At 72.6% G+C, this 14,291-nt stretch carries 14 protein-coding genes; 7 read left to right on the forward strand and 7 right to left on the reverse strand.

Annotated features, from left to right (window positions below; translation table 11 throughout):
- Nucleotides 1-193 precede the first annotated feature (193 nt).
- From ACWGJO_RS05180 to ACWGJO_RS05190, 3 genes are read left to right on the forward strand one after another with little or no spacing between them, the layout of a single operon-like run.
- Nucleotides 194-1,276: an NAD-dependent epimerase/dehydratase family protein gene (locus tag ACWGJO_RS05180; RefSeq protein WP_452182213.1), complete on the forward strand. Its 1,083-nt coding sequence runs from the start codon at nt 194-196 to the stop codon at nt 1,274-1,276.
- Nucleotides 1,277-1,335: 59 nt separating this feature from the next.
- Nucleotides 1,336-1,830, forward strand: a complete 495-nt coding sequence (locus ACWGJO_RS05185; RefSeq protein WP_452182214.1) for an NUDIX domain-containing protein — start codon at nt 1,336-1,338, stop codon at nt 1,828-1,830.
- A 14-nt stretch (nt 1,831-1,844) separates the two neighbouring features.
- Nucleotides 1,845-2,849: a GHMP family kinase ATP-binding protein gene (locus ACWGJO_RS05190; protein ID WP_452182215.1), complete on the forward strand. Its 1,005-nt coding sequence runs from the start codon at nt 1,845-1,847 to the stop codon at nt 2,847-2,849.
- Between the two features lie 15 nt (nt 2,850-2,864).
- On the opposite strand, the gene ACWGJO_RS05195 is transcribed toward ACWGJO_RS05190, so the two are convergent.
- From ACWGJO_RS05195 to ACWGJO_RS05210, 4 genes are all read right to left on the reverse strand, one after another.
- The gene (locus ACWGJO_RS05195) at nt 2,865-3,962 is read right to left on the reverse strand and encodes a radical SAM protein (RefSeq protein WP_452182216.1); all 1,098 of its coding nucleotides are present in this window, start codon (nt 3,960-3,962) and stop codon (nt 2,865-2,867) included.
- Nucleotides 3,963-4,024: 62 nt separating this feature from the next.
- The gene (locus ACWGJO_RS05200) at nt 4,025-4,849 is read right to left on the reverse strand and encodes a carbohydrate ABC transporter permease (protein WP_452182217.1); all 825 of its coding nucleotides are present in this window, start codon (nt 4,847-4,849) and stop codon (nt 4,025-4,027) included.
- On the reverse strand, nt 4,846-5,757 hold the full coding sequence (locus tag ACWGJO_RS05205; protein ID WP_359904643.1) for a carbohydrate ABC transporter permease: 912 nt from the start codon (nt 5,755-5,757) through the stop codon (nt 4,846-4,848). Before ACWGJO_RS05205 ends, ACWGJO_RS05200 begins: the two co-directional genes overlap by 4 nt.
- On the reverse strand, nt 5,747-7,009 hold the full coding sequence (locus ACWGJO_RS05210; protein WP_452182218.1) for an extracellular solute-binding protein: 1,263 nt from the start codon (nt 7,007-7,009) through the stop codon (nt 5,747-5,749). The genes ACWGJO_RS05205 and ACWGJO_RS05210 overlap by 11 nt, the downstream gene beginning before the upstream one ends.
- 222 nt (nt 7,010-7,231) lie before the next feature.
- On the opposite strand from ACWGJO_RS05210, the gene ACWGJO_RS05215 reads away from it, so the two are divergent.
- Both ACWGJO_RS05215 and ACWGJO_RS05220 read left to right on the forward strand, forming a co-directional pair.
- The gene (locus ACWGJO_RS05215; RefSeq protein WP_452182219.1) at nt 7,232-8,407 is read left to right on the forward strand and encodes a serine/threonine protein kinase; all 1,176 of its coding nucleotides are present in this window, start codon (nt 7,232-7,234) and stop codon (nt 8,405-8,407) included.
- A 10-nt stretch (nt 8,408-8,417) separates the two neighbouring features.
- Nucleotides 8,418-9,176, forward strand: a complete 759-nt coding sequence (locus ACWGJO_RS05220) for an HAD family hydrolase (RefSeq protein ID WP_452182220.1) — start codon at nt 8,418-8,420, stop codon at nt 9,174-9,176.
- Here the strand turns inward: ACWGJO_RS05220 and ACWGJO_RS05225 are convergent.
- A complete protein-coding gene (locus ACWGJO_RS05225) occupies nt 9,127-10,590 on the reverse strand; it encodes a N,N-dimethylformamidase beta subunit family domain-containing protein (protein WP_452182221.1) in 1,464 nt (487 codons plus the stop codon). The genes ACWGJO_RS05220 and ACWGJO_RS05225 overlap by 50 nt on opposite strands.
- Before the next feature lie 241 nt (nt 10,591-10,831).
- Here ACWGJO_RS05225 and ACWGJO_RS05230 point away from each other — a divergent pair, with 241 nt between their 5' ends.
- Both ACWGJO_RS05230 and ACWGJO_RS05235 read left to right on the forward strand, forming a co-directional pair.
- Nucleotides 10,832-11,677, forward strand: coding sequence for a class I SAM-dependent methyltransferase (locus tag ACWGJO_RS05230; RefSeq protein WP_452182222.1), 846 nt, complete (start codon nt 10,832-10,834; stop codon nt 11,675-11,677).
- Between the two features lie 96 nt (nt 11,678-11,773).
- Nucleotides 11,774-12,571 (forward strand): GNAT family N-acetyltransferase, encoded by a 798-nt coding sequence (locus ACWGJO_RS05235; protein ID WP_452182223.1) that lies wholly within the window; start codon nt 11,774-11,776, stop codon nt 12,569-12,571.
- On the opposite strand, the gene ACWGJO_RS05240 is transcribed toward ACWGJO_RS05235, so the two are convergent.
- Nucleotides 12,561-13,712 carry a hypothetical protein gene (locus ACWGJO_RS05240; protein WP_452182224.1) on the reverse strand — a complete coding sequence of 384 codons (1,152 nt, stop codon included), beginning with the start codon at nt 13,710-13,712 and terminating at the stop codon, nt 12,561-12,563. The two genes, ACWGJO_RS05235 and ACWGJO_RS05240, sit on opposite strands and share 11 nt — an antisense overlap.
- 170 nt (nt 13,713-13,882) lie before the next feature.
- Nucleotides 13,883-14,131, reverse strand: coding sequence for a hypothetical protein (locus tag ACWGJO_RS05245; RefSeq protein ID WP_452182225.1), 249 nt, complete (start codon nt 14,129-14,131; stop codon nt 13,883-13,885).
- Nucleotides 14,132-14,291: the final 160 nt, after the last annotated feature.

Raw genomic sequence — 14,291 nt, forward strand, 5'->3', positions numbered from 1 at the left:
GATCGGCTACTGCGGGTGCCACCGGTTCCGGACAGTACGGATCGCGCCGAGGGCTGGCAAGAGTGCCGAATTCGCACTGGCGGAGCGGTTGGAGATCCACGGATGCTGGGCTGGCACGCCACCTTCCGTGTGAAGCCTGTGGCTGTGTGTGAGCGCGCATCCGAGTTCGCCGTCTCCACGGAAAGGGACACACATGTCCGCTGGATCGCACGCGCCATCGAACGAAGCCGGAGCCGACGGGGGCGAGAGCGTCGGGGCCCGGCTGGAGAAACTGCGCGACGCCCGCGTCGTCGTGACGGGGGGTGGGGGCCTGGTGGGCAGCCGGCTCAGCGCCCTGCTGTGCCGGGCCGGTGCCGAGGTGGCCGTCCTGGACCGGATGGACGCCTACCCCGAGTCCGGGCACGCGGTCTTCGGGGCGGAGGGGAGCGGGGCCCGGCTCGTCGTCGGCGACGTGTGCGACCGCGATGCGGTCGCCGGGCTGCTCCGGGAGGCCGACTTCGTGGTCCACGCCGCCGCCTACGCGGACGTGGCCGCCTGCACCCGGAATCCCGGCATCGCCTTCCGGGCCAATGTGCAGGGCACCCAGGTCGTCCTGGAGGAGGCGTCCCGGGCGCGGATCCGCCGCCTGGTGCTGGTCTCGTCCGCGTCCGTGTACGGCGACGGCCCCGCCGACTCGCCCGGCCCGCACGTGTTCCACGAGGACCAGCCGCTGTTCCCGCTGTCGGTGTACGCGAACGGCAAGCTGTGGGCGGAGCACCAGACCCGGCTGCTGCTCGGGGCGTCGTCGGGGTGCGAGCACGCGATCGTCCGGTACTTCTCGGTGTACGGGGAGCCGCAGATCCCCAAGCCGGGCAGCCACTCCTGGATGGTCCCGTGGCTGTCCCTGCAGGCCCGGCTCGGCCGTCCCATGCGCCTGAACGGGGGCGGCGTCCAGGTGCGCGACCTGGTCCACGTCGAGGACGTGGCCGAGGCGACGGCGCTGGCGCTCGTGGAGGAGGGGATGGCGGGCCGGACGGTGAACGTGGGGACGGGCCGCCCGACGTCCGTCCGGGAGGTCGCGGACCTGCTCACCCCCTACTTCCCGGGGGCGCGCCGGATCGTCACCCCGCGCCCCGAGGGCGATCCGCTCGGGGGGTACGCCTCCACGGAGCGGTGCCGGGAGCTGCTGCGCTGGCGGGCCCGGATCGACGTGGCGCAGGGCGTGGACCGGTACGTGCGGTGGCTGGAGTCGACACCCGAGGCGGTGCCGCGCTGGCTGGTGGAGGAGAACGCGTGACAGTCTGTGGCGCCGTGGACGTCCGCCGTGGGGCGGGCCGCGAAGGAGGCGGTGCGGGCATGGGTTACGTCGGGTCGTACACCTGGTCGTTGCGTCAGAAGGTGGGCGGCAGAAAGCTGTTGATGCCGGGGTCCCAGGTCCTGCTGCTCGACGCGGCCGGCCGGGGGCTGTTCCAGCAGCGGGTCGACAACGGCGTGTGGGAGCTGCCGGCGGGCGCCTGCGAGGAGGACGGGGGCTTCGCCGACGCGGCCGTCCGGGAGGTGGCGGAGGAGACCGGGCTGCGGGTGGAGAAGGAGGACCTGGTCGCGTTCGGGTCGCTGTCCGATCCGGCCGTGCACACCCTGACCTACCCGAACGGGGACGTCACCCACTGCTTCGCGCTGTGCTTCGTGGCCCGGCGCTGGTCGGGGGAGCTCGCCCCGGGGGCGGACGAGGTGCGCCGGGCGGAGTTCCGCCGCCTCGACGATCCGCCGGGGCCGCTGCACCCGCCCACGGCGGTGGTGCTGTCGATGTACCGGGCGTTCGTCGCCGAGGGGAGGTTCCAGGCCGGATGAGCGAGGAGCACCGGATGAGCGAAGAGTGCCGGACGGGCGAGGAGGATCCGATCCGCGCCGCGGTGCCGTGCCGGGCGTGCCTGTCGGGGGAGGACCTGGACTGGCTGGGGGCGGGCCGCTCGGTCAGCCTCGCCCTCGACCTGCCGACCACGGTCGAGGTGCTGCCCGGGACGGCGGCCGTGGCGGAGACGGCCGGCGACTGGCCCGCCGAGGTGTGGACCTTCCTGCGCGCCCGGCTCCCCGGGCTGGCCCCCGCCCCGCCGCCGGTGCGCGTCCGCAGCGAGGCACCCCCCGCGAGCGGGCTGTCCTCCTCCACGGCGCTGATCGTGGCGCTGTTCCGGGCCTTCGCCGAGGCCGCGGCGCCGGCCGGCGAGCGGGTGCCGGAGCGCTCGATCGTCCAGTGGGCGTACGAGTTCGAGTTCGCCCGGTTCAACGGCGGCGGCATGGACCACCTCGCCGTCGCCGAGGGCGGCGCGCTGCTGATCGACGGCCGGGAGCAGGGGCTGCCGGTCGTCAGGGAGCGGCTGGAGTTCCCGGACGACTGGCGGGTGGTCGTGGTGGATTCGGGCACCCGGAAGAACACCGGCGACCACATCCGTACGGTGCGGGCGCAGCTCGCGGCCGGTGATCCCGCCCTCGCGGCGTACCGGTCCGAGGCCGACCGGGCCTCGGCCGCCGCGTGGGCGGCGCTGCGCGGGCGCGACCACGAGGCGCTGGGGGAGGCGATGGCCCGGGCGCACGCGGCGATGCGCGACTACCAGGGCATGTCGACCCCGCTCCTGGAGGAGCTGCGGGCGGTGGCGCTGCGCGCCGTCGGCCTGCCGCTGAAGCTCAGCGGGGCCGGGGGCGGCGGCTCGCTGGTCGGGGTGTGCCGCGCGGGCGACGCGCCCGCGGTGGTGGCGGGCCTGGCCGGCGCGCTGCGCGGCCGGTACCCCGGGGCGCGGGTGATCCCCGCCCGGGCGGCGGCGGGGAGCCGCGGTGCCCGGGCGGGGGATCGGGTCGGCGTCAGCGCGGTGTGACGGTCACGACGACGGTCACAGGAACGGGTCGTAGTCCTCCTGGAGGGGGACTGCGCCCGTTCCCTGCGCGATCTGCTCCAGTTCCAGGTTGGAGCGGTGCCGCGCGCAGTGGAAGCGGCAGTCCCGGCTCGGGTCGATGATGCCGCGGTCGGAGCCCTGCCAGATGTCGGCCAGGCTGTCGGTGACGGCGTCGCCGATCCTGGCCATCGGGTTGCCGCGGTGGTAGGCGCAGACGTACACGCCGGACGGGGTGATCAGGGTGCGCAGTTCGGCGACCCGGCAGCGGTGGTACTCCTTGGGCTGGACGGGTCCGGTGTGGCGGCGCAGGGAGGTGAGCGTGGAGGAGTTGACGAGCTGGAAGGTGTCGCTCTCCAGCCGGGCCGCCTCGGCGAGCTGGCGGTCGACCGCGTCGAGGATGTCCTGGGACACCTGGATGACGTGGTGCTCCTCGTCGAACATCGCCTTGGTCTCGAAGTAGTCGCAGCCGATGTCGTGGGCGAGTTCGGCGGCGCGCAGCACCTCGGTGTGGTTGCTGACGGTCCGGCCGTCCGGCTCCCGGCGGGTCATGACGAGGAAGGAGTAGCCGAGGGCGCCGCTCTTCGCCTCGGCGAGCAGCCGCATGTTCGCGACGACCTTGTCGAAGACGCTGCGGCCCTTGCGGTCGGGGCGGAAGAGGCCGTACGTCCCGGCGGTGCCGGCGTCCATCGAGACGCGGACCCAGGTGGCGTAGCGGGCGAGTTCGGTGAGGTTCTTGTCGATCATGGTGCCGTTGGTGACGACCCCGACGGCCAGGCCCGCCTCACCGAGGATGCGCAGGACCTTGCGGGTGCCCCGGTGGGCGAGCGGCTCGCCGCCCCCGATCAGCACCACGCCCCGGACGGACAGGGCGACCAGCTCCTCGGCGAGCGCCGCCAGCCGTTCGGGGGTGAAGCGGCCCTGGTTGAGGAGCTTGCCGCTGATGCACTCGGGGCAGGCCAGGTCGCAGAAGGTCGTCGGATCGAGGTCCACGACGAGTGGCGCCCCGGAGGCGGCTCCCGAGGCGGCCTCCAGGACACGGGGCCAGCCGGACGGCTGGTACAGCTTGGACACGAGATCGAGGCGGTCGTGCGTCACGGAATCCTCCTGTGGACGTGAACGGGGTGCCGCCGGGAGAGCGGGGCCTGCTGTGCTCGCGGTCAGCCCTTGACCGCGCCGGCCGCGAGGCCGGAGGCGATCCTGCGCTGGACGACGAGGAAGAAGACCACGACGGGCAGGGCGGTCAGCGTGGCGCCCGCCATGAGACCGCCGTAGTCGGTCCCGAAGCTGGTCTGGAAGGAGACCAGCCAGATGCTGACGGTCTGCTTCTTCGGGCTCGACAGCAGGACGTAGACGAGGACGTACTCGTTCCACGCCTGGACGAGGGCGAAGACGGAGGTGGCGACGATGCCGGGGGCGAGCAGTGGCAGCACCACCCGGCGGAAGGCGCCGAGGCGGCCGCAGCCGTCGACCATGGCCGCCTCCTCCAGTTCCACCGGGACGCCGGCGATGAAGCCGCGCAGCATCCACACCGTGAAGGGCAGCGTGAACACCAGGTAGGTGAGGATCACGCCGGCGAGGCTGTCGGTCATCCCGATGTCGTTCAGCAGCAGGTACACGGGGATGATCAGGGCGGTCAGTGGGACCATCTGGACGATCAGGATCACCACGACGAAGGCCCTGCGGCCGGCGAAGCGGAACCGGGCGAGGGCAAAGGCGGCCAGGGCGCCGACGGCCAGCGACACCAGGACGGTGCCGAGGCCGATGACCACGCTGGAGCGGACGTTGGCCCAGAAGGTCTCGGTGCCCAGCGCCCGGGCGAAGTTGTCGAGCGTGAACCGGCCCGGCCAGAACTCCGGCGGCAGGCGCAGGATCTCGGTGGCCGGCCGGAACGCCGTGAGCACCATCCAGTAGACGGGGAAGCCGATCACCGCGGCGACGAGCAGTCCGAGGAGGTCGCGGCCCAGGGACCGCCGCCGCCTCATTCGACCTCTCCCGTCCGGAACATCTGACGCAGGTACACGACCGAACCGGCGAGCAGCAGCACGACGGTCACCAGCGCGATCGCGGCCCCGGTGCTGTACCGGTTGACGGCGAAGGACTCGATGAAGGAGTAGACGCCCAACAGGTAGTACTCCCGCTCGGGCTGGCCGCCGCGCATCAGCCAGATCTGGTTGAAGACGCCGAAGTCCCAGATGGCCGACAGCGTGGTGACCATGACGAGGACCGGTCTGATCACCGGCAGGGTCACGTGCCGGAAGACCTGGAACGGCCGGGCCCCGTCGAGCACCGCGGACTCCTCCAACTCGGGCGGGACCTGGGCCAGCGCGGCCCGCAGGGTGATCGCGGCGAACGGCAGCGAGCCCCACACCACGACGGCGACGATGACGGAGAACCCCTGCCAGGGGTCGGTGAACCAGTTGTGGCGGGCCAGGTCGACCCCGGGCAGGTTCGAGAGCAGCCAGTTCACCACGCCGTAGTCGGCGTCGAAGAGCCAGCGGAAGATCGACGCGGCGACCATGACGGGCATCGCCCACACGGTCACCAGCACCCCGGCGATGACGGCGCGCACCCACGGGGAGACCCGGTGCATCAGCTGGGCGGTGAACAGCCCGCAGAGCACGGTGAGGACGACGCACACCGCGGTGAAGAGCACCGTACGGGCCACCACCGTCCAGAAGAACCCGTCACCGAGGATCCGGCGGAACTGGTCCAGCCCGGCCCACGGCGGCGACGTGCCGCTGAACAGCTGCTCGCGGGTCATGTCCTGGAAGGAGAGGACGACCATGTCCACGAGCGGGTAGCCGAGCACCAGGACGAGCGCGAGGACGGTCGGGCCGATCAGGAGGTACGGCAGCAGCGGACGCCGCCGCCGGCCCCGGTCAGCGCTCATTGACCACTTCGTCGATCCGCTGGTCCGCCTCCCGTGCGGCGTCCTGCACCGATGCCTTGCCGTTGGCGATCCGTTCGAGCATCTCGGGCAGGACGTTGGACTTCTCCACCGACGTCCAGCCCGGCGCGAACGGGGTCATCCAGCCGCCGGTGGCCGCGGCCTGGGCGGCCGGGCCGTTGATGCCGCCGCCGGCGACCTCGGCCAGCTGGACGGTGTTGTTGGGCAGGGTGTTCGCGGCGATCAGCGTCTTCTGCGACTCCCGGTCGGTGAACAGCTTGATCCAGTCGGCGGCCAGGTCCTTGCGTGTCGACTTGGCCGGCACGGCCAGGGTGGAGCCGCCGAGGAACGGCGGCAGGAGATTCCCGGACGGGCCGGGGAAGGGGAAGGTGGCGAACTTGTCCTTCAGCTTCGGATCCCCGCCGGAGCGTTCGTCGGCGGCGGCGTCGGCCTCCCAGGTGTTGCCGTAGAAGACGCCCACGTGGCCCTGGCCGACGACGGCCGGCTGGTCGCCGTTGTCCTTGGCGCGGTCGCCCACGTAGTAGGCGTCGATCAGCCGCTTCCACTCGGTGAGCCCGGCGACGGACTTCGGCGAGGACAGCGAGGCCTTCCAGCGGTCGCCGTCCTTCACCGCGATCTCGCCGCCCGCGTCCTTCACGAAGGCCATCGCCGCGTACCAGTAGCGGCCGGGCATGTAGAAGGCGGAGAAGTTCGGGTCCTGGGCGCCGACGGTGCTCTTCAGCTTGTCGAACGCGGAGAGGAGTTCGGGGTACGTCCTCGGGGCGCCCGGCACACCGGCCCGGGCGAAGTAGTCGGTGCGGTAGACACCGACCCGGGCCCCGACGTAGTAGGGCACGCAGTACGTCTTCCCGTTGTTGCGGCAGGCGTCGGCGAGCGCCGGCAGCCAGGCGTCCGACTGGTCGAAGCGGGCCGGTTCGACGGGGGCGAAGGCACCGTTGACGATGTAGTTGGTGGTCTCGCTGTTGCCCATCTCCACCACGTCGGGCACGTTCTTCCCGGCGAGGACGGCGTCCAGTTTCTGGTTCTTCGTCGTCCACTGCTGGTACTGGACGTCGACCTGGACCCCGGGGTGGTCCTTGGCGAAACGGTCGTTGGTGGACTGGACCAATTGTGGCCAACTCTCCTGGGCGTCCACGGCCAGCCACACCGTCAGTTTGCCGCCGGATCCGGAGCCGCCGCCCGATCCGGAACCGCACCCGGCCACGGCCAGGGACAGGAGCAAGGTGAGAACCAAGGGGCGAGAGGGCATGCGAATGGCCATGGGGTCTCCAAGTTCGCTATGGGGGCGGTCTTCTGACTACCCGTCTGATCACCCCGCGGCGCGGAGGCGCGGACATTCGGCCGGAAGATGACGTTCGGTGTCCCGCAGAGGGCGCAACGCCTTGACTGCTCCCGGGTGGTCCCCGCAGGTTGGGCCTCTGCGTCACCCACGCGACCCCCATCGAAGGGCTTGTACGTGACCGAGCAGACGACGACCGCGACCGATGCCAACCCCGATGCCGCCGAACGGCCGGTGCGGGTCAACGCCTGGAACGGCTGGGACCCCCTGCGTCATGTGATCGTCGGGCGCGCCGAGGGCACCGTGGTCCAGGCCCCCGAGCACGCGGTCCGCCGGGACTACCCCGACGACGGCTTCCCCCTGGGAACCTACGGCCCGATGCCCGCCGACATGGTCGCCGAGGCCGAGCAGCAGCTCGACGACTTCGCCGACCTGCTGCGCCGCCGCGGCATCCGCGTCGACCGCCCCACCCCCGTCGACTTCACCCAGCAGGTCGGCACGCCCGAGTGGACCCAGGACTCCATGTTCGGCTGCATGCCGCCCCGGGACCTGCTGCTGACCGTCGGCAACGAGGTCCTGGAAGCGACCATGTCCTACCGCAGCCGCTGGCACGAGTACCTGTGCTACCGGCCCGTGCTGCAGGGCCTGTTCGAGGCCGACGAGCGCATGCGCTGGGAGGCCGCCCCCAAACCGCGGCTCACCGACGCCTCGTACCACACCGAGTTCTGGGACACCTACAACGACCTGTCCACCGAGGAGCAGCTGGCCCGGGTCCGCGAGTACGACCTCGTGCTGACCGAGGCCGAGCCGCTGTTCGACGCCGCCGACGTCGCCCGCTTCGGCAAGGACCTGTTCGTCCAACTGTCCTTCGTCACCAACCGCAGCGGCTACCAGTGGCTCAAGCGCCACTTCCCCGACCACCGGGTGCACGCCGTGACCTCCACCAACACCCACCCGCTGCACATCGACGCCACCTGGGTGCCGCTGCGCCCCGGCCTGGTGCTGCACTGCGGCGAGCGGCTAGCGGATGCCGAGTTGATGGAGTTCTTCCGGCTCAACGACTGGGAGATCGTCGAGGCGGTGCAGCCCGCGAGCTGGGACCACCCGCCGAAGCTGTCGTTCTGCAGCCCGTGGCTCGCCGGGAACATGCTGAACCTCGACGAGAACACCCTGTGCATCGAGGAGAACGAGGTCCGGCTGGCGGAGCAGCTCTCCTCGTACGGCTTCGAGATCGTCCCGGTGCCGTTCCGGGCGGTCGGGCCGTTCGGCGGCGGGCTGCACTGCGCGACCGTCGACATCGAGCGGGACGGCGAACTCCAGGACTACTTCCCGCGCCGGTACGGCCGGTACTGAGGCGAGGCGGGTGCCGAACGTGTCGCCGCCGCAGGTCCGTGCCGTCGTCTTCGACTTCTACGGGACGCTGGTGCGGATGGTCGAGCCGCTGCCGCCCGACCACCGCGGAATCTTCGAACGCCGGGGCCTCGCCGCCCAGGGCGCCCGCTGGGGCGACCAGTGGGCGGTGGGCCCCGGCGAGGGCGAGGAGCACGTGGCCCACTCGGTCGGTGAAACCGCCTACCACCGCTGGGAGTTGGACCGGCTGCTGCGCAGGGCGCGGGCCTGCGGGGTGCCGGAGCGCGAACTCGACGACCTGGTCGAGGAGATCGACCGGGCCATGAAGGCCGTCCGGCTGGAGCTCTTCGAGGACGCCCGCCCCGTCCTCGGGGAGCTCCGCGACCGGGGACTGCTGGTGGGCATCTGCTCCAACTGGTTCTGGAACCTGGAGGACTGCGTCGAGGAGGTCGGCCTCGGCGCGGTGGTCGACGTGGTCGTCGGCTCCGCCCGGGCGGGCGCGCGCAAGCCGCACCCGCTGATCTACCGGGCGCTGCTGGAGCGGTGCGGGCTGCGGGCCGGGGAGGTGCTGTTCGTCGGGGACATGTGGGCGCCCGACGTCCTCGGACCGCTCGCCGCCGGGATGCGGCCCGTCCACCTGTGCCGGCCGGACCCGGCGGTACGCGGAGCCGCACCGCCCCTGCCGGCCGGGGCGGCCCGGATCCGCGGACTGCGGGACCTGCTCAGGGGCGCGCCGCGCGGTGCCGCAGCCGGTCCAGGAGGTTGCGGGTGACCCGCACGACACCGGCGTCCTGCTCCCTCCCGCAGACCACCGGCCAGTCGGTGGTGCCCGCGGTGAACACGGTGCCGCCGGCGGTGTGCACGCCCATGGTCGCGGCCCGGGGGCTGGTGAGGCCCGGCTCCCGGACCGGGCCGTTCCAGTGGCACCACCTGAAATCGTGGAAGTCCTCGTGGACCGGATCGAGGACGTGGATCCCGAGGATGAGGAAGGAGGAGGGAGTGCCGTCCTCGCCGGTCGCCCGGGCCACGCCCCGGGCGTCCCGGGCGTAGGCGGCGCCGTCGCACTCGTACCCGATCAGCGCGGTGCCCGCGCCGAGCCGGTCGGGCTCGCCGCCGTCGGACCCGTCGCGCAGCCCGGTGCCGGCGAACAGCCAGTGGTCGGCGTGCTGGACGGTGTACCCCTCGCGCGGGCGGTCCCCGGGCCATTCGGTGCTCGGCCACATCCCGCCGTTGCGGAAACTCACCCCGGTGAGGGAGTTCTCGGGGCGGCCCGCGCCGTCGGGCGGCGCCGGCCACCACTGGTCGGTCGCCGGCAGGTGCGGATACTCGTCCCCCACGTGGTGGTCGGTGTCGGAGACGAAGGCGGTGTTCCCGTCGGCCGGATGAATGCGCCACCAGCACGTGTTGGCGCTGAGGAAGGCGATGTTCCCGCCGCCGTGGACGAATCGCTCGGCGTGGGCGCGCATCGCCTCGCTCCAGTATTCGTCATGGCCGACGCTCAGCAGCAGATCGTACGAGGAGAGAAGTTCCGGGTCCTCGTGGAGGTCGAGATCCGTGCAGAATTCGACCGGATAGTCGTTGCGCTCCAGCCAGGCGATGAACGGGGCGTCCCAGTAGGCGAGGTCGATGACTCCGCCGGGCCGGTGCAGGCTCACCTTGTGCCCGCGGGGAGCGGCGTCCGCCAGGTACACGGGGTGGTCGTAGAGGCTGACGGCGCGTTCCTCGCCCGGCCGGTCGGAGCGGTTGTAGGCGTGCCGGGTGTAGGTCGACTTCTTGTAGAGGATGCGGGACCGGCTGCCGGCCCGCCGGGGCCGCACCACGAAGAACTCGCGGGCGGGGCCCTCGACGCTGCCCGCGTCCAGCGGCGGCAGGCCCTCGCCGCCCTCCTCGACGAACTGGACCAGGTACATCCCCGGAGTCCAGTGGGCGGGCACCGGCAGGGCGAGCGGCGGCCAGCCCCAGCCGTGGGCGGGCGAGGCCCGGCCGGGCACGCCGTCGGGGTGCGGGGGCGGCAGGTGGAGCGAACCGGGGAACCAGCCGGTCTCCGCCACCAGGTCCAGGTCCGCGCCCAGCCGGTAGAACCTCAGCCGGAACCGGGCGGCGTCGGTGGAGACGTGAACCGTCAGCCCTCCCTCCGAGTCTCCCCCCGAGGTGACGCTTTCCCGCCCGACATATCCCTCTATCATTCCGCCTCCCCAGCAGAACGACCGGCCCGCGAATGGGTATTCCGGCCGATTCGGCAAGCCATGGTAGGGGGTGCGGGAATTCCGGGCAACGGGTCCGTGAACCGGTCAATTCGGAGCCGCCTTTCGGACAGCGGACCGGGCCGGCCGCGTTCTTCCGGCCGAACGGGGTAGGGCGGAATCCAGCCGCACCCGACCGGCTACCGCGAAATCCGTCACCTCCGGTCATCGACAAGGGGCTCTCATGAGCAGTGAATTCCGGGTACGGGAACTCGTCCTGGGAATCGAGGGGCTGGCGCTCCTGCGCCACGCCGTGGACGGGGACGAGACGTTCCTGCGGGAACGCGTCGAGGACATCCGGCGCTTCGTGTCCGGTGACGGGCGGCTGCCGGACGGCGGCGCCGACGTCAGCGAACTCGACGCCGCCGAGGGCTACGCCTCCTGGTCGGCGGTGTACGACTCGCTGCCCAGCTCGTACATCGAGGTCGAGGAGCCCGTGCTGCACGGGATCCTCGACACCCTCCCCACGGGCACCGCCCTCGACGCGGCCTGCGGCACCGGTCGCCAGACCGGCGCCCTCGTCTCCCGCGGGCACCGCACCATCGGCGTGGACCAGTCGCCCGAGATGCTGGCCAGAGCCCGCGAGCGCGCCCCCGAGGCCGAGTACCGGCTCGGGCACCTGGAAAAGCTGCCGCTCGACGACGACTCGGTCGATCTCGCGGTCTGCTCGCTGGCCATGACCCACCTGCCGGACCTGGCGGCGGGAGTGTCCGAGCTGGCCCGGGTGGTCCGGCCGGGCGGGCGGATCCTCGTCTCGGACCTGCACCCCTTCGTCATCGCCCTGCAGGGGCAGTGCCTCTTCGTGCACGGCTCCGACCGGCTCGCCTTCGTCCGCAACCACGTCCACCTCCCCGGGCGGTACCTGGAGGCGTTCACCGGAGCGGGGCTGCGGGTGCGGGCCTGCCACGAACCGCTCTTCAACGGGCGCCTCGCGCCCGGCGGTTACGAGGAGTTCATCGCGGACGCGGCACGGGCGGCCTGGGACGGGCTGCCGATCGTCATCGTCTGGGACGCCGAAGTCCCCGCGTAGGTCCGGCGGGTCGGCGGGTCCGGCGGGGCCCGCAGATCCCGCAGACCCCGCAGACCCCGCAGGCCCGTAGGTTCACGAGGAGAGGAGAACGGTCCGATGGCCCTGGTCGTGGTGACCCACGCGGAGCGCCCCGAACTGTGGGACCGCATGCCGGAACGGTTCGCCGGCATCGTGCCCGAGTACAACCTGCACGGAGACGTCAACGACGCCTACTGGAACCGGCTGTTCGAGGAGTTCCCCGACTACCAGTTCGTCCTGTACGACGACGTGCGCGAGGTGGTGGCCGGCGCCGGACGCTCGCTGCCGCGCACCTGGGACGGCACGGCCGCCGACCTCGGCCCCGGCCTGGACGACTCCATCGCCCGGGCGTTCGCGGACCGCGCGGCGGGCCGGACCGCCGGCGCCCTGTGCGCGCTGGGCATCGAGGTCGCTGAGGACTACCAGCGCAAGGGGTTCTCCACCGTGCTGCTCGACGCGATGCGCCAAGTGGCGCGGCGGGCCGCCCTGGAGACGGTGCTGGTACCGGTGCGGCCCACCTGGAAGGACCGGTACCCGCTGGTGCCGATCGAACGGTACGCGGGCTGGCGGCGCGCGGACGGGGCCCCGCTCGACCCGTGGATCCGCACCCAGGTGGGCGCCGGCGGCACGATCGCCGGAGCCTCGGAACAGTCGTCGCGGATCACCGGGACGGTGGCCGAATGGGAGCGCTGGACCGGCCTCGCCTTCCCGGAGGACGGCGACTACGTCTTCCCGGGAGGCCTCTCCACGCTGCGGATCGAGCGTGCGCGGGACCTCGGCTCGTACTGGGAGCCCGGGGTGTGGATCACCCACCCGGTCGCGGCGGAGGACTTGTCGGAGGACTCGTCGGGCGTCATGCCGGTGGTCAAGCCGTAGGCAGCCGCTCCCCGGCCCTGACGGCGGTCCACGCGAAGGCGGACATGAGCCGTACCTCGTCCGGACCGGCCTCGGGGCGGCGCTCGGGCGGCAGACCGGCGGGGCCGGCGGTGGCCACGGCCGCCTCCCGCAGCCGGGCGAGGGCGGCCGGCGGGACGTCGCGGGCGTGGCCGGGGGCGTTGGGGGCGTTGGGATGTCCGGGGTCGCCGGGGTCGCCGGGGTCGTCGGGGTCGCCGGACAGCCGGCGGGCGGCCTCGGCCGCCTGCCGGCCGAGCAGGAGGCAGTGGATCCACAGCTCCTCGGCGAAGCTCCGGCCGAACCGCCGCGCCACCTCCGACGCCAGGTCCTCCGGCATGTCCGCCGCCACCGCATCGCGCACGGCCCGCTCCGGGATGCCGGTCGCCGGCAGGGCGTCGAGCCAGCGGTGGTGACCCCGTCCGCCGTCCGGGCCGTGCTCCTGGCCGACCAGCCGGACGTAGCCCTCGCCGTACCGCATGTACGGGATCCACCCCGGCTCCTCCAGGACGCGGCCCCGCTCCAGCAGCGGTGCGGCGTCGGCGGCGTCCACGGGGCAGACGGCGAGCCGGATCCCCTGGGTGGCATGGCCGTTGATGCTGCTGGTGCCGATGTGCTCGACCACGTTGGGCACGGCGATCAGACTCATCCGGCCGCGCTCGCGGAAGAAGACCGAGAAGAGCTCGTCGTCGTGGCGCTCGGCGCTGCCGGTGGCGAACCGGCGGAAGTCCTCCACCGTGTCGAGCGGCAGACAGACGGCGAGGGACGGCGTGAACTCGTCCGGCACCGCCCGCACCCAGGAGGCTCCGGCGAGCGCGGCGAGCCGGGCGGCGCCGCCGTTGCGCGCGTGCCAGTTGGTGTAGAACACCAGGGCCTCGTCGGGGAACCGGGTGGCCGCGCGGCCGACGAGCGCCACCATGTTCTCCGGGGCGGAGACGTCGTCCTGGACGACGAGGTGATGGCTCCCCCCGGAGTCCGCCGCCGCCCAGGCGACCAGGGCCGTCCGGAGCGCCGACGGCGGGCCGTCCGGCTCCGGATCGAGCGCCAGGCCGTCCAGCCCGAGCCGCTCGGCCAGCTCGCGGGCCTGAACCAGGCGTACCGGGTGGGTCATGACCGCCGAACTCACGCGCACCGTCGGTACCACAGCTCTCCCTCGCTCCGGGGTCCTCGCGTCATGGTGGCAGGAGCCGCCCACGGCGGAAAGACCGCGACGCGACCTCGGCCGGTTTCCGCGGGGCCGGGAGCGGGGGCCGGGGTCGGGAGCGGGGCCGGGGTCGGGCCGGGGTCGGGCCGGGGTCAGGGCCCGTGGCGACCCCTCCAGTGCGAGGTCGCGCGAGGCTCGGCGTCCGTTCGGTGGGGGAGGTCGGCCTGCTGCGGCGGCCCGTCGCCGTCGTCCACCGACGGGCCCGCGGGCCGTCGCCGCGGTACGACCAGGGCGAGGAGCGACAGCCAGCCGACCGCGAGGAGCCCGTCCAGGTACAAGGCGGGTACGAGCGGTGTCCGCCCGTCGACGTGCACGGCCACCACCGCGCCGGCTCCGATCACGGCGGTAACCCCAACGACCAGACAGCGTACGGCCCTTCGCATCCCGCCTCCCATGTCGACCGGTCGTGCGGCAGCGAACCCGGCTGCTCGGGAGGAACAGTGAACGGCAGCCCGGGGCCTGCTGTGACGACGTATTCAGGACAGATTGGAGTAGACCAAT

It is taken from the genome of Kitasatospora sp. NPDC054795 (assembly GCF_053611565.1).